Origin of the sequence: Enterobacter sp. BNK-29 (genome assembly GCF_048684785.1) — a bacterium.
Lineage (GTDB): Bacteria > Pseudomonadota > Gammaproteobacteria > Enterobacterales > Enterobacteriaceae > Enterobacter > Enterobacter cloacae_M.
This window is the reverse complement of sequence record NZ_JBLQTU010000001.1, coordinates 1,587,356-1,610,091: the sequence shown is the minus strand read 5'-3', so window position 1 is coordinate 1,610,091 and position 22,736 is coordinate 1,587,356. Positions and strand designations below refer to the sequence as shown.

The window sequence follows — 22,736 nt, the reverse complement described above, 5'->3', positions numbered from 1 at the left end:
TTGTGTGGTTATTTTACCGAAGAATGAACGGGGTAGAGAGGATTATCAGAGGGGGAGAGGCGTGGTCAGATGACCACGCCAGATTCTTATTTTTTACGGCCGGTGATGCGGCACCACTCTTCTTTTTCCACCACCGGGTCGAGGGCAAAGAGATCGGCGTAGGCTTCACACACGCTGTCGGCCTGGCTCGCCAGGATACCGGAAAGCCCCAGCAGACCGCCCTCAACGGGCAGCACGCTGATTAACGGAGCCAGTTCACGCAGCGGGCCCGCCAGAATGTTTGCGACCACCACATCGGCTTTCATGGCTTCTGGCTGTGCATCCGGCAGATATAGCTCCAGGCGATCGGAGACGCCGTTACGCTCGGCATTATCGCGGCTGGCCTGAATCGCCTGCGGATCGATATCGATTCCGATGGCTTTTGCCGCGCCCAGCTTCAGGGCTGCAATCGCGAGGATCCCGGATCCACAGCCGAAGTCGATCACTGTCTTACCGTCCAGATCCAGACCATCCAGCCACTGCAGGCACAGAGACGTTGTGGGGTGAGTGCCGGTACCAAACGCCAGACCCGGGTCGAGCATCACGTTGACCGCATTCTCGTCCGGGACGTCGCGCCAGCTTGGGCAGATCCACAGACGTTTGCCGAACTGCATCGGGTGGAAGTTATCCATCCACTCGCGTTCCCAGTCTTTGTCTTCCAGCTGTTCGATTTTATGCACGAAACCCGCGCCCAGCAGAGGATGATTCTCCAGAATCGCGACAACCTCTTTCATATCGGTTTCGGCATCAAACAGGCCAATAACGTCGGTATCACCCCACAGGCGGGTTTCGCCCGGCAGCGGCTCAAAGACCGGCGTGTCATGCGTGTCCTGGAAGGTGATAGAGACCGAACCGGCCTCCATCAGCGCATCGCTCAGTTCCTCGGCATTCGCGCCGGTTGTATTCAGTTTTAGTTGGATCCACGGCATGGCAAAACTCTTTATTTATCAGTAGAAATCATAGCGGGTTGTGGGACGGGCTGACCGAAACGGTTCCCCACCACAAACGCCAGTAAACTTAGCAGTAACGAAGGCACAATCGGATGGAAGCCCAGGTACTGAATCTTAAACGTTGCGAGGACGGCGTAAAGCACGCCGCCGACAATCATCGCGCTCAGCGCACCGGCGGCATTCGCGCGCTCCCAGTAGAGCCCTAACACCAGCGGCCACAGGAATACCGCTTCAAGCCCACCAAATGCCAGCAGGTTCAGCCAGATGATCATCTCCGGCGGGCGCCACGCGGCTAACAGCAGCAATGCCCCTAACGCCAGAGTAATAACGGCCGACATGCGCTTCAGGCGCCGTTCATTCTCTGCCTGCTCAGGACGCAGGTTCAGGTAGAGATCTTTAATGATCGTAGCGGAACTTTGCAGCAGCTGAGCGTTGATGGTCGACATAATGGCGGCCATCGGTGCGGCGAGGAAGATCCCGGCGGCAAATGGCGGCAGTACTTTAACCATCAGGGTTGGGATAACCAGATCGGGTACGGTAAGGTCAGGAATAACTGCCCGACCTAACGCGCCCGCCAGGTGCATACCAAACATCAGGATTGCGACAACGATAGTGCCGATAATGATACCTCTGTGCACGGCTTTGCTGTCTTTGTAAGAGATACAGCGTACGGCGGTATGCGGCAGGCCAATCACCCCAAAGCACACCAACACCCAGAACGAGGTCATAAAGGTTGGCGAAAGGATATCATCCGCGCCCTGCGGCGAAACCAGCTTTGGATCGATCGCCTCGAGCGTTTCAACCGCATGGCTCAGGCCGCCCGCGGCATGCACAATGCCGACCAGCAGAACAAGGGTGCCAACAAGCATCACCAATCCCTGCATCGTATCGTTCAGCACGCTGGCGCGGAATCCGCCAAACGCGGTATACAGCGCAATGCTGACTCCGAAGATGATCAAGCCTGTCTCGTAGGGAATACCCGCTGCCGTTTCCAGCAGGCGCGCCCCGCCGATAAACTGCACCGTCATTGCGCCAATAAAGGCCACCAGCAGGCTTAAGCTGGCCAGCCACACCAGTAAACGGCTCTGATAGCGGGCAAACAGCATATCGTTGAGCGTCACGGCATTATAACGGCGCGCCAGAATGGCAAATTTTTTACCCAGTATGCCCAGCGAGAGCCAGACGGCAGGAAGCTGGATCATCGCCAGCAGCACCCAGCCTAACCCGTATTTATAGGCTGCACCGGGCCCGCCGATAAACGAACTGGCGCTGATGTAGGTCGCGGTCAGCGTCATGGCCAGCACGACGCCGCCCATCGAGCGGCTACCCAGAAAATACTCGTTCAGGAAGGTGCCCGTCGTTCTTTTACGCATGGCGTAAACGGATAAACCAAACACCACTAACAAGTAAGCGATAAGCGGCAGAATGACTTCAAGCTGCATCATCGTCCTCCAGCGGAATATCGCGATAGATGAATTTCACCATTGCCCAGCACAGCAGGATGAAGACCAGCGGTACCAGCAGACACGCCATTTCGAACCAGTGCGGCAGGCCGGTGATGCCAATAGCGGAGTCAGGTAAGTAAGCAGTTACTAACCATGCTGCGAGATAGAGAAGGGTCAGCCACAGCGCCCAGCGCGCTTCTTTATGGGCCTGAACAAAACGTTTGTCCATTTTTTGTCCCTTGTGGATGAAGAAAGCGGGGATTGTACATGATGAGGCTTTCCAGGCCCCAGAAATAAAAAAGGCCGGATAATCCGGCCTTTTAGCAACACAGGTCTATTACTTCTCGTTCAGACCGAGTTTTTTCTCCAGATAGTGGATGTTAGTTCCACCATTCTGGAAGTGCTCGTCGCTCATGATACGCATCTGCAGATCAACGTTGGTTTTGATACCGTCGATGATCAGTTCCTGCAGGGCGTTTTTCATGCGGGCAATCGCCACGTCACGGTTTTCGCCGTAGCAGATAAGCTTGCCGATCATTGAGTCATAGTACGGCGGTACGGTGTAACCGGCGTAGATATGAGACTCCCAGCGCACACCAAAGCCACCCGGCGCGTGGAAACGCGTGATTTTACCCGGGCTTGGCAGGAAGGTGTTCGGGTCTTCGGCGTTAATACGGCACTCTACCGCATGGCCTTTCACCACAACTTCTTCCTGCTTGATGGACAGCGGCTGGCCTGCAGCGATACGCAGCTGTTCTTTGATCAGGTCAACGCCGGTGATCATTTCGGTAACCGGGTGTTCAACCTGAATACGGGTGTTCATTTCGATGAAATAGAACTCGCCGTTCTCGAACAGGAACTCAAAGGTACCTGCACCGCGATAGCCGATATCGACACACGCTTTGGAGCAACGCTCGCCGATGTAGCGACGCAGCTCTGGGGTAATGCCCGGTGCTGGTGCTTCTTCGACCACTTTCTGGTGACGACGCTGCATGGAGCAGTCACGTTCTGCCAGATAGATCGCGTTACCCTGACCGTCAGCCAGCACCTGAATTTCGATGTGGCGTGGGTTTTCCAGGTATTTTTCCATGTACACCATGTCATTGCTGAAAGCGGCTTTCGCTTCTGCTTTGGTCATGGAGATGGACTGCGCCAGTTCAGCATCGCTGCGCACAACGCGCATACCGCGACCGCCGCCGCCGCCGGACGCCTTGATGATAACCGGATAGCCAATGCGTTTAGCATGAGCACGGTTAGCATCCATGTCGTCGGTCAGAGGGCCGTCAGAGCCTGGTACGGTTGGAACACCGGCTTTTTTCATCGCGGTGATTGCAGACACTTTGTCGCCCATCAGGCGGATGGTGTCGGCTTTCGGGCCGATGAAGATGAAGCCAGAGCGTTCAACCTGCTCAGCAAAGTTGGCGTTCTCAGAGAGGAAGCCGTAACCCGGATGAATTGCCACCGCGCCGGTGATTTCAGCGGCGCTGATGATAGCCGGGATGTTCAGATAGCTTTTTACGGACGGAGCCGGGCCAATACAGACCGTCTCATCCGCCAGCAATACGTGTTTTAAATCGCGATCCGCGCTTGAGTGCACAGCGACGGTCTTGATGCCCAGTTCTTTACAGGCACGAAGAATACGCAGTGCGATCTCGCCGCGGTTGGCGATAACAATTTTATCCAGCATGTACGCCTCGTTACTCGATGACGACCAGCGGCTCGTCAAATTCAACCGGCTGACCACTTTCGACCAGAATCGCTTTCACAGTACCTGATTTGTCTGCTTCGATCTGGTTCATCATTTTCATCGCTTCAACGATGCACAGGGTATCGCCTACGTTGACTTTCTGACCCACTTCGATGAACGCCTTCGCGTCCGGGCTCGGGGTGCGGTAGAAAGTACCAACCATTGGGGAACGTACGATGTGACCACTGATTTCTGCTGCAGCGGCAGGTGCGGCTTCAGCTGCTGGCGCAACGGCTGCGGAGAGCGCAGGCTGCTGCACTGGCGCAGCATAAGCCTGCTGCATTACCGGGAAGCTAGCGGCTGGGGCTGCACGGCTGATGCGTACAGACTCTTCGCCTTCAGAAATTTCCAGTTCGGAGATGCCTGATTCTTCAACCAGCTCGATCAGTTTTTTAATCTTACGAATATCCATGAGTGGGTTCCGTACTCTTGTTTAGTGTGATTGTGACAAGCGTTTTACCGCTGTCTGTAAAGCGTATGAATAGCCGTCTGCGCCCAGTCCACAGATAACGCCAGCAGCGATATCCGACAGATACGAATGGTGACGGAACGGCTCTCGGGCGTGCACATTACTCAGGTGGATCTCGATAAACGGGATACTCACCGCGAGCAGTGCGTCGCGGATAGCAACACTGGTGTGCGTAAACGCGGCCGGATTGATCAGGATATAGTCCACATTGTCTTTAGCCTGATGAATACGGTCGATGATTGCGTACTCCGCATTCGACTGAAAATGATCCAAATCCACATTCAGTGACGCTGCTTCCGTTCCCAGACGGTTAACAATTTCACTCAATGTTAGCGTGCCGTACTTCTCTGGCTCACGGGTGCCGAGCATGTTCAGGTTCGGTCCGTTCAAAACTAAGATATGGAATTTATCAGTCATTATGCCGCTATCTCCTGCGATTTTCGGGTAAAAAACAAAATATACCTTCGAAACGCAAATGTCACCTTTTCAGAGGCTTAAAACCGCTGTCAGGCGAACCAAGGTCGCACATTATAACGATTTCGTAGCATTTAGCAGCTAAATACTGGTCTTATCAGGGAAGATTATCAACCGCTATCCGAAAAAGATTTGCGGTTGACGGGTAATCTGCGGGAAAACGCACAGTTTCGCGAACTATCGCAACCACTGGCGGAACTTCTTGTAACGCCATGCCAAAAGCGCCACGGCCGCCAGTGCATAAAGGATCGGCTGCGGCGAGAGGATCTTCACCGACCACAGGTAATGAATGGGAGCGAGGATCGCGACAAGATAGACGAAGTTATGCAGAAGCTGCCAGCGCCTGCCCAGTTTTCGCTGCGCATATTGCGTGGATGTCAGCGCTAACGCCAGTAAAACCACCCAGCTCACAATACCCAGCGTCAGATAAGGACGTGTCACCAGTTCGCGGCCAAGCAGCGCCAGATTGTTAATTCCCAGTTCCAGCAGGGCGTAGCTGGTGAGGTGCAGCGTCGCCCAGGCAAAACACCATAGCCCTAACAGCCGACGGGTGCGTATCAATAAGGGCTGTTTAGCGTAGCGCGCCAGCGGCGAGACGAGCAAGGTGGCCAGCAAAAATTTCAGAGCCATCCGACCGGTAAAATGCTGGATATCCTTTGCCGGGTCTGCGCTAAAGAGCCCCTGGCTGGCGGCCCAGAACAGCCATATAAAAGGAAGCAGCCCGGCCAGGTGCAGCAGCACTTTCAGCCAGGTAATCTGTTTTGCCGTTAAACGCACTCAGAAATTCTCCCGTAAGTTGAGACCACGGTAAAGCGAGGCCACTTCATCCGCATAGCCGTTAAACAGCAGCGTCGGCTGGCGCTTCACGTCCAGCGCACCGCCCGAACCGATAAACCGCTCGGTTGCCTGCGACCAGCGCGGATGATCCACGTGCGGGTTCACGTTGGCGAAGAAACCGTATTCGTCCGGGGCCGCCAGATTCCAGGTGGTTGGCGGACGTTCGCGGGTAAGCTTAATGCTGACGATAGATTTAATCCCTTTGAAGCCATATTTCCACGGTACGGTTAAACGGATGGGGGCGCCGTTCTGCGGCGGAAGCGCTTTGCCATAAACGCCAACGGTCAGCAGGGTGAGGGGGTGCATAGCTTCGTCGAGACGTAACCCTTCCACATACGGATACTCAAGCCCGCCGCCGATAAACCGATCTTTCTGCCCGGGCATCTCGTCAGGCGCATAGCGCGTCTGGAAAGCGACATATTTTGCGTTGCTGGTGGGCTCAACCATCGCCAGCAGTTTATGCAGCGGGAAGCCAATCCAGGGCACCACCATCGACCAGGCTTCCACGCAGCGCATGCGATAGATACGCTCTTCGAGCGGGAAGCGGGTAGTGAGATCGTGGTGGTCCAGCGTCAGGGGTTTCGCCACTTCGCCATCAATTTTCAGCGTCCACGGATCGGTTTTGAGGCTCCCCGCGTTGGCGGCAGGATCGGCCTTATCGAGACCAAATTCGTAGAAGTTGTTGTAGCCGGTAACTTTATCTTCCGGCGTGAGCGTCAGCTTGTTTTGCCATTCGGCCGGTTTCGTAAAGGTGAGCGGGGCGCCGGATGGAGCCTTTGGCCGATCGTTGCCTTTAAACCAGTCGAGCAGGTCGGCGTGTGCCGCTGGAGAGAGCGTCAGGGCAGTGGCGCTGATGCCAAGCATTTTCAGGATCTGGCGGCGCTGTAACATAAAGACAGACTCAGACGTTACGTCGGCTTCCGTCAGTTTTCGGTTTTTCATGGCATCCTCCGTCATGCGTTTTTCTAAGCATGACGGAGGAGAGGGATTCGCGCGAATATGTCACGAAAATTTGAAGATTAGGCGATTTTCACCAGCGCGCGGCCGTGGAACTGGTTGTCCATGATCTTACTGGCGTATTCCGGCGCCTGGCTGAGGGTTATCTCCGTTGCGCTCTGGGTATAGAAAGATTCCGGCAGATCGCGCACCAGTCGTTCCCAGGCTTCATGACGACGGGCCGCAGGGGTCATCACGGAATCCACACCCTGCAGGCGTACGTTACGCAGAATAAATGGCATCACGGTGGTTGGCAGGGCAAATCCGCCGGCCAGACCGCAGGCTGCCACGCATCCGCCGTAGTTCATTTGCGCCAGGACTTTTGCCAGCACCTTATCACCGACGGTATCCACCGCCCCTGCCCAAACCTGTTTTTCCAGCGGACGGGTTTCGGCAAATTCGTCGCGGCTGAGAATGCGGCTGGCGCCGAGCAGGCGCAGATAGTCATGGGTACTTTCTCGGCCGGAAACCGCAGCGACCTGATAGCCCAGCTTGTGGAGCAGCGTGACTGCCGTGCTGCCCACGCCGCCGCTGGCACCGGTGACGACAATTTCCCCTGATTCAGGGCGGATACCCGCATCTTCCAGCGCCATCACGCACAGCATGGCGGTAAAGCCTGCCGTGCCGACGATCATTGCCTTGCGGCCATCCATGCCTTTCGGCACAGGCACCAGCCAGTCGCCCTTCACGCGCGCCTGCGTTGCCAGCCCGCCCCAGTGATTTTCACCCACGCCCCAGCCGGTGAGCAGTACATGCTGGCCTGGATGGAAGCGCGGGTCCTCGCTGGTATGAACCCGGCCAGCGAAATCGATCCCCGGCACCATAGGGAAATTTCGGATGATTTTACCCTTACCGGTAATAGCCAGCGCATCTTTATAATTTAAACTGGACCAGTCGATGTCGACGGTTACTTCGCCTTCCGGCAGGCGACTCTCTTCAACCGCCTGCACTGAGGCAAACGTTTTGCCGTCCTGCTGTTCTAAGATCAAAGCCTGCATAAGGGGTCCTCACGACTCAGATGATTGGAAAATAATTTCTGAAGACTATACTCGCTCAGGGAAACGCAGTGCCGATTTAACGCAATAAATTGCCAGATACACCCGATTTGGTAGTATGCCGCATTTGAAATGCAAGTTAGCGCTTACTCGCTACCCCATCAACCCACGGAGTAATCTCAAGGATGCGATTAACGACGAAGTTCTCAGCTTTTATCACCTTGCTGACGGGGCTTACCATTTTTGTCACGCTTCTGGGCTGTTCCCTGAGCTTTTACACCGCCATTCAGGACAAGCTGGTCAACCGGGTACAGTCTGTTGCCTCGGTGATTGATACGCGTCTGCTGACGACGCCGCTACCGGCGCTCTCCCGTGAGCTCGATGAGTTGATGGTACCTGTTGATATCGTTCAGATCGACATTCTGCAGGGAAAGCATCGTGTTTTAAGCCACGAACGACCGGGAAGCTATCGCCCCGCGGGCGTGGTAAGCCAGTATCGGGAAGTGACGGTGCATTCCCTTAAAAATCCGGGGATGACCATACACATGGTCTACCTCGATCCGATGGCCAGCTATTTTCGTTCCATGATGACCACCGCGCCGCTCACTGTCGCCGTTGCGTTTATCGTCCTGCTGATCTTTCTCGCGGTCCGCTGGCTGCGCCGCCAGCTTTCCGGTCAGGAGCTGCTGGAGATGCGCTCCGTGCGGATCCTGAACGGTGAACGCGGCCCGCAGGTGCGTGGCTCCGTTCACGAGTGGCCGTCACGCGCCAGCAGCGCGCTCGATACCCTGCTCTCCGAAATCCAGTTTGCCAGCGACCAGCGCAGCCGTATGGATACGCTGATCCGCTCTTATGCGGCGCAGGATAATAAAACCGGCCTTAACAACCGTCTTTTCTTTGATAATCAGCTCGCCACGCTGCTCGACGATTCAGAAAAAGTGGGGACTCACGGGGTGGTGATGATGATTCGCCTGCCCGATTTCGATCTCCTGCGCGACACCTGGGGACAGCGGGCCGCGGAAGAAAACCTCTTTACGCTGATCAACCTGCTCTCTACCTTTATTATGCGCTACCCGGGCGCGCTGCTGGCCCGCTATCACCGCAGCGACTTTGCCGTGCTGTTGCCTCATCGTACGCTAAAGGAATCCGAAAGCATCGCCAGCCAGCTGCTGAAGGCGGTAGATGCGCTGCCGCAGAGCAAAATGCTCGACAGGGACGATATGGTCCACATGGGGATCTGCGCCTGGCGTGGCGGACAATCCACAGAGCAGGTGATGGAACATGCGGAAGCCGCTACCCGCAACGCCGTGTTGCAGGGGGCCAACGGATGGGCGGTTTACGATGACTCGCTGCCGGAAAAAGGGCGCGGCAACGTGCGCTGGCGCACGCTGATTGAGCAAATGCTTAGCCGCGGCGGGCCACGTATTTATCAAAAACCCGCGGTCATGAAAAACGGCAACGTTCATCACCGTGAACTGATGTGTCGTATTTTTGACGGTACCGAAGAGGTCATCTCTGCGGAATATCTGCCGATGGTGCTGCAATTTGGCCTGTCCGAAGAGTATGACCGCCAGCAAATTACCCGGCTGATTCCGTTTTTATCCTTCTGGCCTGAAGAAAACCTGGCGTTACAGGTCACCGTGGAGTCGTTAATACGCCCACGTTTTCAGCGCTGGCTACGTGATACGTTAATGCAATGCGAAAAATCGCAACGTAAACACATTATTTTTGAACTTGCTGAGGCCGATGTAGGTCAACACATCAGCCGGTTACGTCCGGTGGTACGTCTGATCAATGCGCTCGGTGCACGTATCGCTGTGACGCAGGCAGGTTTAACGCTGGTCAGCACCAACTGGATCAAGGAGCTGGATGTGGAGTTATTAAAGCTACATCCGGGGCTGGTAAGGAATATTGAGAAGCGTACGGAAAACCAGCTGCTGGTACAGAGTCTGGTGGAAGCGTGCAAGGGTACGCGAACACAAGTATTTGCCACGGGCGTGCGCTCCAGAAGCGAATGGCAGATGTTAACAGCGCGCGGCGTGATGGGCGGTCAGGGGGATTTTTTTGCTGCCTCTCAACCGCTTGACACCAACGTGAAAAAATATTTGCAAAGATACTCTGTTTGACCTGCCGTTTACGCTGTTTTCACGTAGAATATCGCGCCTGTAGCTTTGAGTATGTCGAGCAAAAAGCCAGTGAACGACCTGTAACGGGTTACAAACGTCAGTGGGGAACGCTACTGTTTACTCAGCCCTGAGGGAGTCAGGGGATGATTTTGTAACATCAGGAAACGTACTGCACAAATTTTCACCGTTGCAGATGATTTTTGCGCCTTGTCGCTGCTGCGTGTGGTTGGTAAAGTAAGCGGATTTTGTTTTCCGCCCCAGCTTTCAGGATTATCCCTTAGTATGTTGAAAAAATTTCGTGGCATGTTTTCCAATGACCTGTCCATTGACCTGGGTACCGCGAATACCCTTATTTATGTAAAAGGACAAGGCATCGTATTGAATGAGCCTTCCGTTGTGGCCATTCGTCAGGATCGTGCAGGCTCGCCGAAAAGCGTGGCTGCAGTGGGTCATGACGCGAAGCAGATGCTGGGTCGTACCCCTGGCAACATCGCCGCCATTCGCCCAATGAAAGACGGCGTTATCGCCGACTTCTTCGTGACTGAAAAAATGCTTCAGCACTTCATCAAGCAGGTTCACAGCAACAGCTTCATGCGTCCAAGCCCGCGTGTTCTGGTGTGTGTGCCGGTTGGCGCAACCCAGGTAGAGCGTCGCGCAATCCGTGAATCGGCCCAGGGTGCAGGTGCACGTGAAGTGTTCCTGATTGAAGAGCCAATGGCTGCGGCCATCGGTGCGGGCCTGCCTGTTTCCGAAGCTACCGGTTCTATGGTGGTGGATATCGGTGGTGGTACCACTGAAGTGGCCGTTATCTCTCTGAACGGCGTGGTGTACTCCTCTTCCGTACGTATCGGTGGTGACCGCTTCGATGAAGCCATCATTAATTATGTGCGCCGTAACTACGGCTCTCTGATCGGTGAAGCAACCGCAGAGCGTATCAAACACGAAATCGGCTCAGCGTATCCGGGCGATGAAGTGCGTGAGATCGAAGTGCGTGGCCGTAACCTGGCTGAAGGTGTTCCACGCGGTTTCACCCTGAACTCCAACGAAATTCTGGAAGCTCTGCAGGAACCACTGACGGGCATCGTGAGCGCGGTAATGGTTGCGCTGGAACAGTGCCCACCAGAGCTGGCGTCCGATATCTCCGAGCGCGGTATGGTTCTGACCGGTGGTGGTGCGCTGCTGCGTAACCTCGACCGCCTGTTAATGGAAGAGACAGGTATTCCTGTCGTAGTTGCAGAAGATCCACTGACTTGCGTCGCCCGTGGTGGTGGCAAGGCGCTGGAAATGATCGACATGCACGGCGGCGATTTGTTCAGCGAAGAGTAGTCGAGTTTGAGAGGGTAGCAATTTGCTACCCTTTCTCTCTGACGCGAGAATACGCATAGCCTATGAAGCCAATTTTTAGCCGTGGCCCATCGCTACAGTTTCGCCTTATTCTGGCGGTTCTGGTTGCGCTTGGGGTCATTATTGCCGATAGCCGCCTCGGTACGTTCAGCCAGATCAGAACGTACATGGATACCGCCGTCAGTCCTTTCTACTTTGTTTCAAATGGTCCCCGTGAACTACTCGACTCCGTTTCTCAAACGCTGTCTTCGCGTGACCAACTCGAACTCGAAAACCGGGCATTACGTCAGGAATTGCTGCTGAAAAACAGCGAACTGCTGATGCTGGGGCAATACAAGCAGGAGAACGCGCGTCTGCGTGAACTGCTCGGCTCGCCGCTGCGTCAGGATGAGCAGAAAATGGTCACGCAGGTGATCTCCACCGTGAACGACCCCTACAGCGATCAGGTTGTGATCGACAAAGGGAGCGTGAACGGGGTGTATGAAGGTCAGCCTGTTATCAGTGATAAAGGCGTTGTGGGCCAGGTTGTTGCCGTGGCCAAACTGACCAGCCGCGTGCTGCTGATTTGCGATGCCACGCATGCTCTGCCGATCCAGGTTCTGCGCAACGACATCCGCGTGATTGCGGCCGGTAACGGCTGTACCGACGACCTGCAGCTGGAACACTTGCCGGCTAACACGGATATTCGCGTGGGCGACGTGCTGGTCACGTCCGGCCTGGGTGGACGCTTCCCTGAAGGCTATCCGGTTGCGGTGGTCTCTTCGGTCAAGCTGGATACCCAGCGTGCCTATACCGTGATTCAGGCGCGCCCAACCGCCGGTTTGCAGCGTCTGCGCTATCTGCTGCTGCTGTGGGGCGCCGATCGTAACGGTGCTAATCCGATGACGCCTGAAGAGGTGCATCGCGTAGCAAACGAGCGCCTAATGCAGATGATGCCGCAGGTTCTCCCGCCTGCGGATTCCATGGGGCCGCCTGCGCCAGTTCCGGCGCCGGCAACCGGGTTAACGCAGCCGCTGCCGGATGCGCCGCCACCGCCTAAACTCTCTTCGGGAGGGCAGTAGTGGCAAGCTATCGTAGCCAGGGACGCTGGGTCATCTGGCTCTCGTTTCTCATTGCACTGTTACTGCAAGTGATGCCCTGGCCGGATGACATTCTCGTTTTCCGGCCAAATTGGGTATTGCTCATTTTACTCTACTGGATCCTTGCCCTGCCGCATCGCGTAAATGTCGGCACAGGTTTCGTGATGGGTGCCATACTGGATCTCATTAGCGGCTCTACGCTTGGCGTGCGCGCCTTGTCCATGAGCATTATTGCGTACCTCGTCGCACTCAAATTCCAGCTCTTTCGTAACCTTGCGCTCTGGCAACAGGCCCTGGTGGTGATGTTATTGTCGCTCGCTGCGGATATCGTTGTTTTCTGGGCAGAGTTTTTAGTGATCAACGTCTCTTTCCGACCGGAAGTGTTCTGGAGTAGTGTAGTAAACGGTGTGCTCTGGCCATGGTTATTCCTGCTGATGCGTAAGGTTCGCCAGCAGTTTGCTGTGCAATAAAAGGTTTCTATGACGTCTTTGTATCTCGCTTCCGGCTCCCCGCGCCGTCAGGAACTCCTGACGCAGCTAGGGGTCTCTTTTGAACGCATCGTTACCGGCATTGAAGAAAAACGTGCTGAGGGCGAAAGCGCTCAACAGTACGTGTCTCGCCTGGCGCGCGAGAAAGCGCAGGCGGGCGTGGCCAGTGTGCCACGCGATCTTCCCGTGCTGGGAGCAGATACCATCGTTATTCTGAACGGTGAAGTGCTTGAGAAACCGCGCGACGCCGATCATGCGGCGCGCATGCTGCACAAAATGTCCGGACAAACGCATCAGGTGATGACGGCCGTCGCGCTGGCTGACCGCCAGCACGTGCTGGATTGCCTGGTGGTGACCGAAGTGACGTTCAGAGTACTTACCGACGACGACATCGCCGCTTATATTGCCAGCGGTGAACCGATGGATAAAGCAGGTGCATACGGTATTCAGGGGCTGGGTGGCTGTTTTGTCAGGAAGATTAATGGCAGCTATCACGCCGTAGTCGGCTTACCGCTGGTGGAAACGTATGAGTTGCTGAGCAATTTTAACTCACTGCGTGAGGGAAGGGATAATTATGACGGCTGAATTGTTGGTAAACGTAACGCCATCGGAAACCCGTGTGGCCTATATTGATGGTGGCATTCTTCAGGAAATTCATATTGAGCGTGAAGCGCGGCGCGGAATAGTAGGCAATATCTACAAAGGTCGTGTCAGTCGTGTACTACCGGGTATGCAGGCGGCTTTTGTAGATATTGGACTGGATAAGGCGGCGTTTTTACATGCCTCCGATATCATGCCGCACACCGAGTGCGTCGCGGGCGAAGAGCAAAAGCAGTTTGCCGTGCGCGATATTTCTGAACTGGTGCGTCAGGGGCAGGATCTGATGGTGCAGGTGGTGAAAGATCCCCTCGGTACCAAAGGCGCCCGTCTGACCACCGACATCACCTTACCTTCCCGCTATCTGGTCTTTATGCCCGGCGCGTCGCACGTGGGCGTTTCGCAGCGTATTGAGAGCGAAACCGAGCGCGAGCGTCTGAAGAAAGTGGTTAGCGCCTACTGCGATGAACAGGGCGGGTTTATCATCCGTACCGCTGCGGAAGGGATCAGTGAAGAAGACCTCGCGTCGGATGCGGCTTACCTGAAGCGCGTCTGGACCAAGGTGATGGAGCGTAAAAAACGCAACCAGACCCGCTACCAGCTCTACGGTGAACTGGCGCTTGCTCAGCGCGTTCTGCGCGACTTTGCTGATGCGCAGCTTGACCGCATTCGCGTGGACTCGCGCCTGACCTATGAAGCGCTGCTGGAATTTACCGCTGAGTACATTCCGGAGATGCCAGGCCTGCTGGAGCATTATTCAGGGCGTCAGCCGATCTTCGATCTCTATGATGTCGAAAACGAGATCCAGCGCGCGCTGGAGCGTAAGGTCGAGCTGAAGTCAGGCGGCTATCTGATCATCGATCAGACCGAAGCGATGACCACCGTCGATATCAACACCGGCGCGTTTGTCGGCCATCGCAACCTTGATGACACCATCTTCAACACCAACATCGAAGCCACGCAGGCGATTGCGCGCCAGCTTCGTCTGCGCAATCTGGGCGGCATTATCATCATCGACTTCATCGATATGAGTAATGAAGACCACCGTCGCCGCGTGCTGCACTCGCTTGAGCAGGCGCTGAGCAAAGACCGCGTGAAAACCAGCATCAACGGCTTCTCGCAGCTGGGGCTGGTGGAAATGACGCGTAAGCGTACCCGCGAGAGCGTTGAGCATGTGCTGTGTAATGAATGCCCAACCTGCCATGGGCGCGGAACGGTAAAGACGGTTGAGACCGTCTGCTACGAAATTATGCGCGAAATCGTCCGTGTTCATCATGCCTACGACTCCGATCGTTTTCTGGTCTATGCTTCCCCTGCGGTGGCTGAAGCGCTGAAAGGCGAAGAGTCACACGCGCTGGCGGAAGTGGAAATCTTTGTCGGCAAACAGGTAAAAGTACAAATTGAACCGCTCTATAACCAGGAGCAGTTTGACGTCGTGATGATGTAAGACGCAGTACGCTGCGTGACGAAAGCTGACAAGGAGAGATGCGTGAGGCGATTGCCGGGGATTTTATTGCTTACAGGGGCAACGCTGGTCGTGATTGTCGCGTTGCTCGTGAGCGGGCTACGCCTCGTATTACCGCATCTGGACAGCTGGCGTCCGCAGCTGCTGGCTAAAATCGAATCCACCACCGGCGTGCCGGTGAACGTAAGCCAGATTAGCGCTAACTGGCAGAATTTTGGCCCGACGCTCGATGTCCGGGATATCAACGCCAGCCTGAAAGATGGCGGCCACCTGAAAATCAAACGCGTAACCCTGGCGCTGGACGTCTGGCAAAGCCTGCTGCATCTGCGCTGGCAGTTTCGCGATCTCACCTTTTATCAACTCCAGTTCCTGACCAATACGCCGCTGTCCGGTGGCGATAGCGGTCAGGTTCTGGAAGCCAACCGCTTCAGCGATCTTTTCCTCCGTCAGTTCGATCACTTCGATCTGCGCGACAGCGAAGTGAGCTTCATTACCCTTTCCGGCCAGCGCGCCGAACTGGCGATCCCTCAGCTGACCTGGCTCAACGGTAAAGAACGTCACCGCGCCGAGGGGCAGGTCAATCTCTCAAGCCTGAACGGCCAGCACGGCGTGATGCAGGTGCGCATGGATCTGCGGGACGATGACGGTCTGTTAAACAACGGCAAAGTCTGGCTGCAGGCCGACGATGTGGACGTGAAGCCGTGGCTGGGCGACTGGCTCCAGCAAAATATGCAGCTGGAGACTGCCCGTTTCAGCCTTGAAGGCTGGCTGACCCTGACCAAAGGCGAATTTGCCAGCGGCGATATCTGGCTCAAGCAGGGGGGCGCCAGCTGGAAAGGCGAAAAACAGCAGCATCAGCTTTCCGTCGATAACCTCACCGCGCACGTGACGCAGGAGAAAGAGGGCTGGCAGTTTGCCATTCCGGATACGCGCATCACCATGGACGGCAAGCCGTGGCCACGCGGTGCGCTGACGCTGGCCTGGATGCCGGAGCAGGACGTCGGCGGCACGGCCAGTAAACGCAGCGACGAGCTGCGCATCCGCGCCAGCAACCTCGATTTGGCGGCCATTGAGGGCCTGCGCTCGATGGCGGCAAAACTCTCTCCGGACCTGGGCGAGATCTGGCTGGCAACGCAGCCGAGCGGGACGATCGATGCTCTGGGGCTGGACATCCCGCTCCAGGCGACGGAAAAAACCCGCTTCCAGGCAACGTGGAAAGATCTTGCCTGGAAGCAGTGGAAGCTGCTGCCGGGGGCGGAGCACTTTAGCGGCAAGCTGGAAGGCAGCGTGGAAAACGGCAGGCTGACGGTTGATATGCACGACGCCAAAATGCCTTACGAGACGGTCTTCCGCGCGCCGCTGGAAATCGAGCAGGGCAGCGCGGTGCTTAACTGGCTTCGTAACGAAAAGGGTTTCCAGCTTGATGGCCGCCATATCGATGTGAAAGCCAAAGCGGTGCACGCGCGCGGCGATTTCCGCTATCTGCAGCCTGAAGGCGATGAGCCGTGGCTGGGCATTCTGGCCGGGATCAGCACCGATGACGGCTCTCAGGCCTGGCGCTACTTCCCGGAAAACCTGATGGGAAAAGCCCTGGTGGACTATCTCAGCGGCGCGATTCAGGGCGGTCAGGCGGACAATGCCACGCTGGTCTACGGCGGTAACCCGCATCTATTCCCGTACAAACATAATGAAGGCCAGTTCCAGGTGCTGGTCCCGCTGCATAACGCGACCTTTGCGTTCCAGCCCGGCTGGCCCGCGCTGAAAAACCTGGATATCGAACTCAACTTCCTCAATGACGGGCTATGGATGAAGTCCGACAGCGTGGCGCTGGGCGGCGTGACGGCCAGCAACCTGACGGCCAACATCCCGGATTACTCCAAAGAGAAGCTGCTGATTGATGCCGATATCAACGGCCCGGGCAAAGCGGTAGGACCGTACTTTGAGGAGACGCCGCTGAAAGATTCGCTGGCGGCGACGCTCCAGCAGCTTCAGCTTGATGGCGATGTGAATGCTCGCTTACATCTTGATATCCCGCTGGACGGCGAGATGACCACCGCCAAAGGCGACGTCCGCCTGAAGAACAATAGCCTGTTCATCAAACCCCTTGAGAGCACGCTGAAAAATCTCAGCGGACAGTTCAGCTTTGACAACGGTAACCTTAAGAGCGAGCCGCTTACGGCCAGCTGGTTTAATCAGCCCGTTAATATCGACTTCACGACCACCGAGGGTGAAAAGGCTTATCAGGTGGCCGTCAATCTGGACGGTAACTGGCAGCCAGCGCGCATGGACGTCCTGCCGAAGCCCATTGAGGCGTCAGTGCAGGGCGCAGTCGCCTGGCAGGGTAAAGTGGCAATTGACCTGCCTTATCACGCGGGCGCCCAGTATAAGGTCGACATCACGGGCGATCTGAAAAACCTTCAGAGCCAGATGCCTGCGCCGCTGGATAAACAGGCCGGACAGCCCCTGCCGGTAAAGCTGAACGTCGATGGCAACCTGAACAGCTTCGCGCTGACCGGAAGCGCGGGCGGGACAAACCACTTCAACAGCCGCTGGCTGCTTAACCGCAAGCTCACCCTCGACAAAGCCATCTGGACAACGGATAGCCGATCCACGCCGCCTCTGCCGGAGCAGGCTGGCATTGAACTGAATCTCCCGCCGATGGACGGTGCAGAGTGGCTGGCGCTGTTCCAGAAAGGCGTTGGGCAAAACGTTGATGAAACCGCCCAGTTCCCGCAAGCCATTACCGTACGTACGCCGTCGCTGATGCTGGGCGGGCAGCAGTGGAACAATCTGAGCATTGTCTCGCAGCCTGGCGCTAACGGCACGAAGGTGGAGGCCCAGGGAAGGGAGATCAACGGCACGCTGACCATGCGCAATCACGCGCCGTGGCAGGCGGCGATCCGCTACCTCTACTACAACCCGGCAAGCGCCGCGAGCGGGAAAGATAAACCGGCAGAGACGTCGCCGCTGAGTAATGTCTCCCGCGTCGATTTTAGCGGCTGGCCCGATCTCCAGCTGCGCTGTGCGGAGTGCTGGCTGTGGGGGCAGAAATATGGCCGTATCGACGGTGATTTCACTATTCAGGCTAACACGCTTACGCTCTCCGGCGGCCTGGTTGATACCGGTTTTGGCCGCATGACGGCCGCAGGGGAATGGGTGAATAACCCGGGCGAGCAGCGAACGTCCCTGAAGGGCGACATTAAAGGCAACAAGCTGGATGCGGCAGCCAATTTCTTTGGAATCAGCACGCCGCTGCGCGGCTCGTCGTTTGACGTCGATTACGATCTTCACTGGCGTGACGCCCCGTGGAAGCCGGATGAAGCCTCGCTGAACGGCATTCTGAAAACCCGCTTCGGCAAAGGTGAAATTGCCGACGTGAGCACGGGGCGCGCCGGGCAGATCCTGCGCCTGCTGAGTTTTGACGCGCTGCTGCGCAAGCTGCGCTTCGATTTCAGCGATACGTTCAGCGAAGGTTTCTACTACGATTCCATCCGCAGCACGGCGTGGATCAAGGACGGCGTTCTGCATACGGACGACACGCTGGTGGATGGCCTGGAAGCGGATATCGCCATGAAAGGCTCCGTTAACCTCGTGCGACGCGAGCTGGATATGGAAGCCGTGGTGGCGCCGGAAATTTCCGCCAGCGTGGGCGTGGCGGCGGCCTTTGTGGTGAACCCGATTGTCGGTGCGGCGGTGTTTGCCGCCAGCAAAGTGCTGGGTCCGCTGTGGAGCAAGGTCTCCATTCTGCGCTACCGCATTACCGGTCCGGTAGATAAACCGCAGATTAACGAGGTGCTGCGCCAGCCGCGCAAAGATGCACAGCAATGATTTGACGTGGGCAGGTAATTGCCTCACTCTCAATAAATACGATCTTTATACCGCCACGGGCGGCAACGAACGAGTAGCAATACGATGAGTCTGAACCTGGTAAGTGAACATTTGCTCGCAGCGAACGGCCTGAGCCATCAGGACCTGTTCTCCATTCTTGGTCAACTGACCGAACGCCGCCTCGACTACGGCGACCTTTATTTCCAGTCGAGCTATCACGAATCCTGGGTTTTAGAAGACAGCATCATCAAAGATGGCTCCTACAACATCGACCAGGGCGTCGGCGTCCGTGCCGTCAGCGGCGAGAAAACCGGTTTTGCCTATGCCGATCAGATTAGCCTTACCGCACTCGAGCAGAGCGCGCAGGCCGCACGTACCATTGTGCGTGATACCGGTGATGGTCGCGTGAAAACCCTGGGAGAAGTGCAGCACTCTGCGCTCTATACCAGCATCGATCCGCTGCAGAGCATGAGCCGTGAAGAGAAGCTGGATATCCTGCGTCGCGTGGACAAAGTCGCCCGCGCGGCGGATAAACGCGTGCAGGAAGTCTCGGCCAGCCTGAGCGGTGTGTATGAGTTGATTCTGGTTGCGGCAACGGATGGTACCCTTGCGGCGGACGTTCGCCCGCTGGTGCGTCTCTCCATCAGCGTGCAGGTCGATGACGACGGCAAACGCGAACGCGGCTCAAGCGGCGGCGGCGGTCGTTTCGGCTATGACTGGTTCCTGGGCGACGTTGACGGTGAAGCACGCGCCGACGCGTGGGCGAAAGAAGCCGTGCGCATGGCGCTGGTGAATCTGAATGCCGTCGCTGCACCGGCGGGCTCATTCCCGGTGGTGCTGGGCGCTGGCTGGCCCGGCGTGCTGTTGCACGAGGCCGTAGGCCACGGCCTGGAAGGCGACTTTAACCGTCGCGGGACGTCCGTGTTCAGCGGTCAAATCGGGCAGCTTGTCTCCTCTGAACTGTGCACCGTGGTGGATGACGGCACCATGCGCGATCGTCGCGGCTCGGTGGCTATCGACGATGAAGGTACGCCAGGGCAGTACAATGTGCTGATCGAAAACGGCGTGCTGAAAGGCTACATGCAGGACAAACTCAACGCGCGTCTGATGGGCGTGGCGCCGACGGGCAACGGACGCCGTGAATCTTACGCGCACCTGCCGATGCCGCGCATGACCAACACGTACATGCTGCCGGGCAAATCCACGCCGCAGGAGATTATCGAATCCGTTGATTACGGTATCTTTGCGCCAAACTTTGGCGGCGGCCAGGTGGACATTACCTCCGGTAAGTTTGTTTTCTCCACGTCAGAAGCGTATCTGATCGAGAAAGGCAAAGTGACCAAAGCGGTGAAGGGTGCGACGCTGATTGGCTCCGGTATTGAAGCCATGCAGCAGATCTCTATGGTCGGTAACGATCTGAAGCTGGATAACGGCGTGGGCGTCTGCGGTAAAGAGGGCCAGAGCCTGCCGGTTGGCGTGGGCCAGCCAACGCTGAAGGTGGACAACCTGACGGTGGGCGGCACGGCGTAATTTCCTGACCCTCTCCCCAAAGGGGAGAGGGTACTGCTCCATGCTGTCTTTTCTCCCTCCTCCTTTTGGAAAAAGGTCTACTCTTTCCTTCTCCCCCGCATCCCCTGAAACAGCTCCGCCACGTCCACAAAATACTCGGTCAGATAGTTAATACACACCTGTACCTTGAGCGGGAGTTTGTCTTTTTCGGTATACAGGGCGTACACAGGACGCGGATCGGACTGGTAGCGCGGGAAGAGGATCTCCAGCACGCCGCTGTTGATCTCGTTGATCACCCACATTAACGGCACGTAGGCGATCCCGGCACCCGCCACCAGCCAGCGTGAAATCGTCATCGGATCGTTGGTGACAAACCGTCCTTCCGGCAGCAGCCTGGTGGAGATCCCTTCCGGAGCGATCAGCTCAAATTCATTATCGGGCCGCACGCTGTACTCCAGCCACGAGTGGTTGGTGAGATCGGCGGGTTTCTCCGGAACGCCGTACTGCGCCAGATAGCTTTTCGAGGCGCAGACGACCATCGGCATGCTGCCCAGCCTACGCGAGAACAGGCTGGAATCCTGCAACGCGCCGACGCGGATCACCACGTCCAGCCCGTCGGCAATCAGGTCCGGCGCCGGGATACCCGTCACCAGATTGACGGTAAGCCCGGGGTACTCTTTCAGCATATCCGCCGTCATGGCAGCGAGAACATTTTGTGCCATAGTTGAAGAACACCCGATGCGCAGCGTGCCGATGGGGGTGTTGTTGAAGGCATAGAGCTGTTCGTGAACATCCTGCACTTCAAGCAGCATACGGCGGCAGCCCTGATAGTAAATTTTACCCGCTTCCGTCAGCCCAATGCTGCGGGTACTGCGGTTGAGCAGCTTGACCTGAAGCTCATCTTCCAGTTTGGACACCGTCTGGCTGATGGATGAGACGCTCATCTGAAGCTGGCGTGCAGCGGCGGTAAAAGAGCCCAACTCAACCACTTTGGCGAAGACCGACATGCGTTTTAAACGTTCCATTGTTCACTCTGGCTTAAAAGTGATTTAGATCACATATTATAGATAACAGCATAACAGTTACGTTAATATATTATTAATTACATAACGGCTGCGCCATTCTCGCCCGGCGTTTCTTGCTCTCCTGCGGTGGCGTGCGCTAAAAAATTCTGAAGCCTGCACTCTCTCTTATCAAGGTCAACATGAGTCTGTTTCCCGTTATCGTGGTGTTCGGTCTGTCGTTCCCACCGATATTTTTCGAGCTTCTTTTATCACTGGCGATCTTCTGGCTGGTGCGCAAGGTGCTGGTCCCTACCGGGATCTACGATTTCGTCTGGCACCCTGCATTGTTCAATACCGCGCTGTATTGCTGCCTGTTTTATCTGATATCGCGCATGTTTGTCTGAGGTTGATGTGAAAACGCTAACAAGAAAAATCTCCCGCACTGCCATCACAATGGCGCTGGTTATCCTCGCCTTCATCGCTATTTTCCGCGCCTGGGTTTATTACACCGAATCACCGTGGACGCGTGATGCACGCTTCAGCGCCGATGTGGTGGCAATAGCCCCTGACGTGGCCGGTCTTATCACGGCGGTCAACGTCCGCGATAACCAGCTGGTGAAAAAAGATCAGGTCCTGTTCACCATCGACCAGCCTCGTTACCAGAAAGCGCTGGAAGAGGCAGAAGCGGACGTGGCCTATTATCAGGCGCTCGCTGCGGAGAAACGCCGCGAGGCAGGCCGCCGTAATCAGCTAGGCGTTCAGGCAATGTCCCGTGAAGAGATTGACCAGTCCAACAACGTGCTGCAAACCGTGCTGCACCAGCTGGCGAAAGCGCAGGCAACGCGCGATCTGGCGAAGCTCGATCTCGAGCGCACCGTGATCCGCGCGCCGTCCGATGGCTGGGTGACCAACCTCAACGTCTATGCCGGGGAATTCATTACCCGTGGCTCTACCGCCGTGGCGCTGGTTAAACAGAACTCCTTCTACGTGCTCGCCTATATGGAAGAGACCAAGCTGGAAGGCGTGCGCCCAGGTTATCGGGCGGAAATTACGCCGCTCGGCAGCAACCGCGTCTTTAAAGGCACCGTCGACAGCGTTGCCGCAGGGGTGACTAACTCCAGTAGCTCTAACGATGCCAAAGGGATGGCGACGGTCGATTCCAACCTGGAGTGGGTGCGTCTGGCCCAGCGCGTGCCGGTGCGCATCCACCTGGACGAACAGCAGGGAAATCTGTGGCCTGCGGGTACCACGGCGACGGTGGTGATCACCGGTGAAAAGGACCGGGATGCCAGCCAGGACTCGTTCTTCCGTAAAATTGCCCACCGCCTGCGCGAGTTTGGTTAA

Annotated in this window: 20 protein-coding genes; 10 read left to right on the top strand and 10 right to left on the bottom strand. The window is 56.5% G+C overall.

All coding sequences use genetic code 11. The features are described 5' to 3' along the window. Window positions 1-86 precede the first annotated feature (86 nt). From prmA to ACMGGX_RS07595, 9 genes are all read right to left on the bottom strand, one after another. Window positions 87-968 (bottom strand): 50S ribosomal protein L11 methyltransferase, encoded by an 882-nt coding sequence (prmA, locus tag ACMGGX_RS07635; protein ID WP_029741742.1) that lies wholly within the window; start codon window positions 966-968, stop codon window positions 87-89. An 11-nt stretch (window positions 969-979) separates the two neighbouring features. Beyond that, window positions 980-2,431 (bottom strand): sodium/pantothenate symporter, encoded by a 1,452-nt coding sequence (panF, locus tag ACMGGX_RS07630; protein WP_193807202.1) that lies wholly within the window; start codon window positions 2,429-2,431, stop codon window positions 980-982. Then, on the bottom strand, window positions 2,421-2,663 hold the full coding sequence (locus tag ACMGGX_RS07625; protein ID WP_006178860.1) for a YhdT family protein: 243 nt from the start codon (window positions 2,661-2,663) through the stop codon (window positions 2,421-2,423). Before ACMGGX_RS07625 ends, panF begins: the two co-directional genes overlap by 11 nt. A gap of 108 nt (window positions 2,664-2,771) precedes the next feature. Further along, window positions 2,772-4,121, bottom strand: coding sequence for an acetyl-CoA carboxylase biotin carboxylase subunit (gene accC, locus ACMGGX_RS07620; protein ID WP_023333644.1), 1,350 nt, complete (start codon window positions 4,119-4,121; stop codon window positions 2,772-2,774). A 10-nt stretch (window positions 4,122-4,131) separates the two neighbouring features. Further along, window positions 4,132-4,593 carry an acetyl-CoA carboxylase biotin carboxyl carrier protein gene (gene accB / locus ACMGGX_RS07615; RefSeq protein ID WP_010436174.1) on the bottom strand — a complete coding sequence of 154 codons (462 nt, stop codon included), beginning with the start codon at window positions 4,591-4,593 and terminating at the stop codon, window positions 4,132-4,134. A gap of 21 nt (window positions 4,594-4,614) precedes the next feature. Beyond that, entirely contained in the window at window positions 4,615-5,067 is a 453-nt protein-coding gene (gene aroQ / locus ACMGGX_RS07610; protein WP_024906320.1) for a type II 3-dehydroquinate dehydratase, read from the bottom strand. Window positions 5,068-5,301: 234 nt separating this feature from the next. Continuing rightward, on the bottom strand, window positions 5,302-5,901 hold the full coding sequence (gene msrQ, locus ACMGGX_RS07605; protein ID WP_032659655.1) for a protein-methionine-sulfoxide reductase heme-binding subunit MsrQ: 600 nt from the start codon (window positions 5,899-5,901) through the stop codon (window positions 5,302-5,304). Then, a complete protein-coding gene (gene msrP, locus ACMGGX_RS07600; RefSeq protein WP_029741739.1) occupies window positions 5,902-6,903 on the bottom strand; it encodes a protein-methionine-sulfoxide reductase catalytic subunit MsrP in 1,002 nt (333 codons plus the stop codon). A 77-nt stretch (window positions 6,904-6,980) separates the two neighbouring features. After that, window positions 6,981-7,955: an MDR family oxidoreductase gene (locus ACMGGX_RS07595; protein WP_420298241.1), complete on the bottom strand. Its 975-nt coding sequence runs from the start codon at window positions 7,953-7,955 to the stop codon at window positions 6,981-6,983. 182 nt (window positions 7,956-8,137) lie between these two features. Between ACMGGX_RS07595 and csrD the strand changes: the two genes are divergently transcribed. The 8 genes from csrD to tldD all read left to right on the top strand — a co-directional run bounded on the left by csrD (window position 8,138) and on the right by tldD (window position 20,409). Continuing rightward, on the top strand, window positions 8,138-10,078 hold the full coding sequence (gene csrD / locus ACMGGX_RS07590) for an RNase E specificity factor CsrD (protein WP_048981162.1): 1,941 nt from the start codon (window positions 8,138-8,140) through the stop codon (window positions 10,076-10,078). A gap of 282 nt (window positions 10,079-10,360) precedes the next feature. Next, a complete protein-coding gene (gene mreB, locus ACMGGX_RS07585; RefSeq protein ID WP_000913396.1) occupies window positions 10,361-11,404 on the top strand; it encodes a rod shape-determining protein MreB in 1,044 nt (347 codons plus the stop codon). Window positions 11,405-11,466: 62 nt separating this feature from the next. Next, entirely contained in the window at window positions 11,467-12,483 is a 1,017-nt protein-coding gene (mreC, locus tag ACMGGX_RS07580; protein ID WP_023309400.1) for a rod shape-determining protein MreC, read from the top strand. Continuing rightward, a complete protein-coding gene (mreD, locus tag ACMGGX_RS07575) occupies window positions 12,483-12,971 on the top strand; it encodes a rod shape-determining protein MreD (protein ID WP_023309399.1) in 489 nt (162 codons plus the stop codon). Before mreC ends, mreD begins: the two co-directional genes overlap by 1 nt. Before the next feature lie 9 nt (window positions 12,972-12,980). Continuing rightward, window positions 12,981-13,574, top strand: coding sequence for a Maf family protein (locus ACMGGX_RS07570; RefSeq protein ID WP_023309398.1), 594 nt, complete (start codon window positions 12,981-12,983; stop codon window positions 13,572-13,574). Next, complete coding sequence (gene rng / locus ACMGGX_RS07565; protein ID WP_010436156.1) at window positions 13,564-15,033, top strand: ribonuclease G; 1,470 nt, start codon at window positions 13,564-13,566, stop codon at window positions 15,031-15,033. Before ACMGGX_RS07570 ends, rng begins: the two co-directional genes overlap by 11 nt. A gap of 42 nt (window positions 15,034-15,075) precedes the next feature. Continuing rightward, window positions 15,076-18,879: an AsmA2 domain-containing protein YhdP gene (gene yhdP, locus ACMGGX_RS07560; protein ID WP_420298240.1), complete on the top strand. Its 3,804-nt coding sequence runs from the start codon at window positions 15,076-15,078 to the stop codon at window positions 18,877-18,879. A gap of 84 nt (window positions 18,880-18,963) precedes the next feature. Next, entirely contained in the window at window positions 18,964-20,409 is a 1,446-nt protein-coding gene (tldD, locus tag ACMGGX_RS07555; protein WP_029740073.1) for a metalloprotease TldD, read from the top strand. A gap of 77 nt (window positions 20,410-20,486) precedes the next feature. Here tldD and aaeR read toward each other — a convergent pair whose 3' ends face one another. Then, the gene (gene aaeR, locus ACMGGX_RS07550; RefSeq protein WP_023309395.1) at window positions 20,487-21,413 is read right to left on the bottom strand and encodes an HTH-type transcriptional activator AaeR; all 927 of its coding nucleotides are present in this window, start codon (window positions 21,411-21,413) and stop codon (window positions 20,487-20,489) included. A gap of 179 nt (window positions 21,414-21,592) precedes the next feature. On the opposite strand from aaeR, the gene aaeX reads away from it, so the two are divergent. Continuing rightward, window positions 21,593-21,796 carry a p-hydroxybenzoic acid efflux pump operon protein AaeX gene (gene aaeX / locus ACMGGX_RS07545; RefSeq protein WP_003860416.1) on the top strand — a complete coding sequence of 68 codons (204 nt, stop codon included), beginning with the start codon at window positions 21,593-21,595 and terminating at the stop codon, window positions 21,794-21,796. Between the two features lie 7 nt (window positions 21,797-21,803). Then, window positions 21,804-22,736, top strand: a complete 933-nt coding sequence (aaeA, locus tag ACMGGX_RS07540) for a p-hydroxybenzoic acid efflux pump subunit AaeA (RefSeq protein WP_047743528.1) — start codon at window positions 21,804-21,806, stop codon at window positions 22,734-22,736.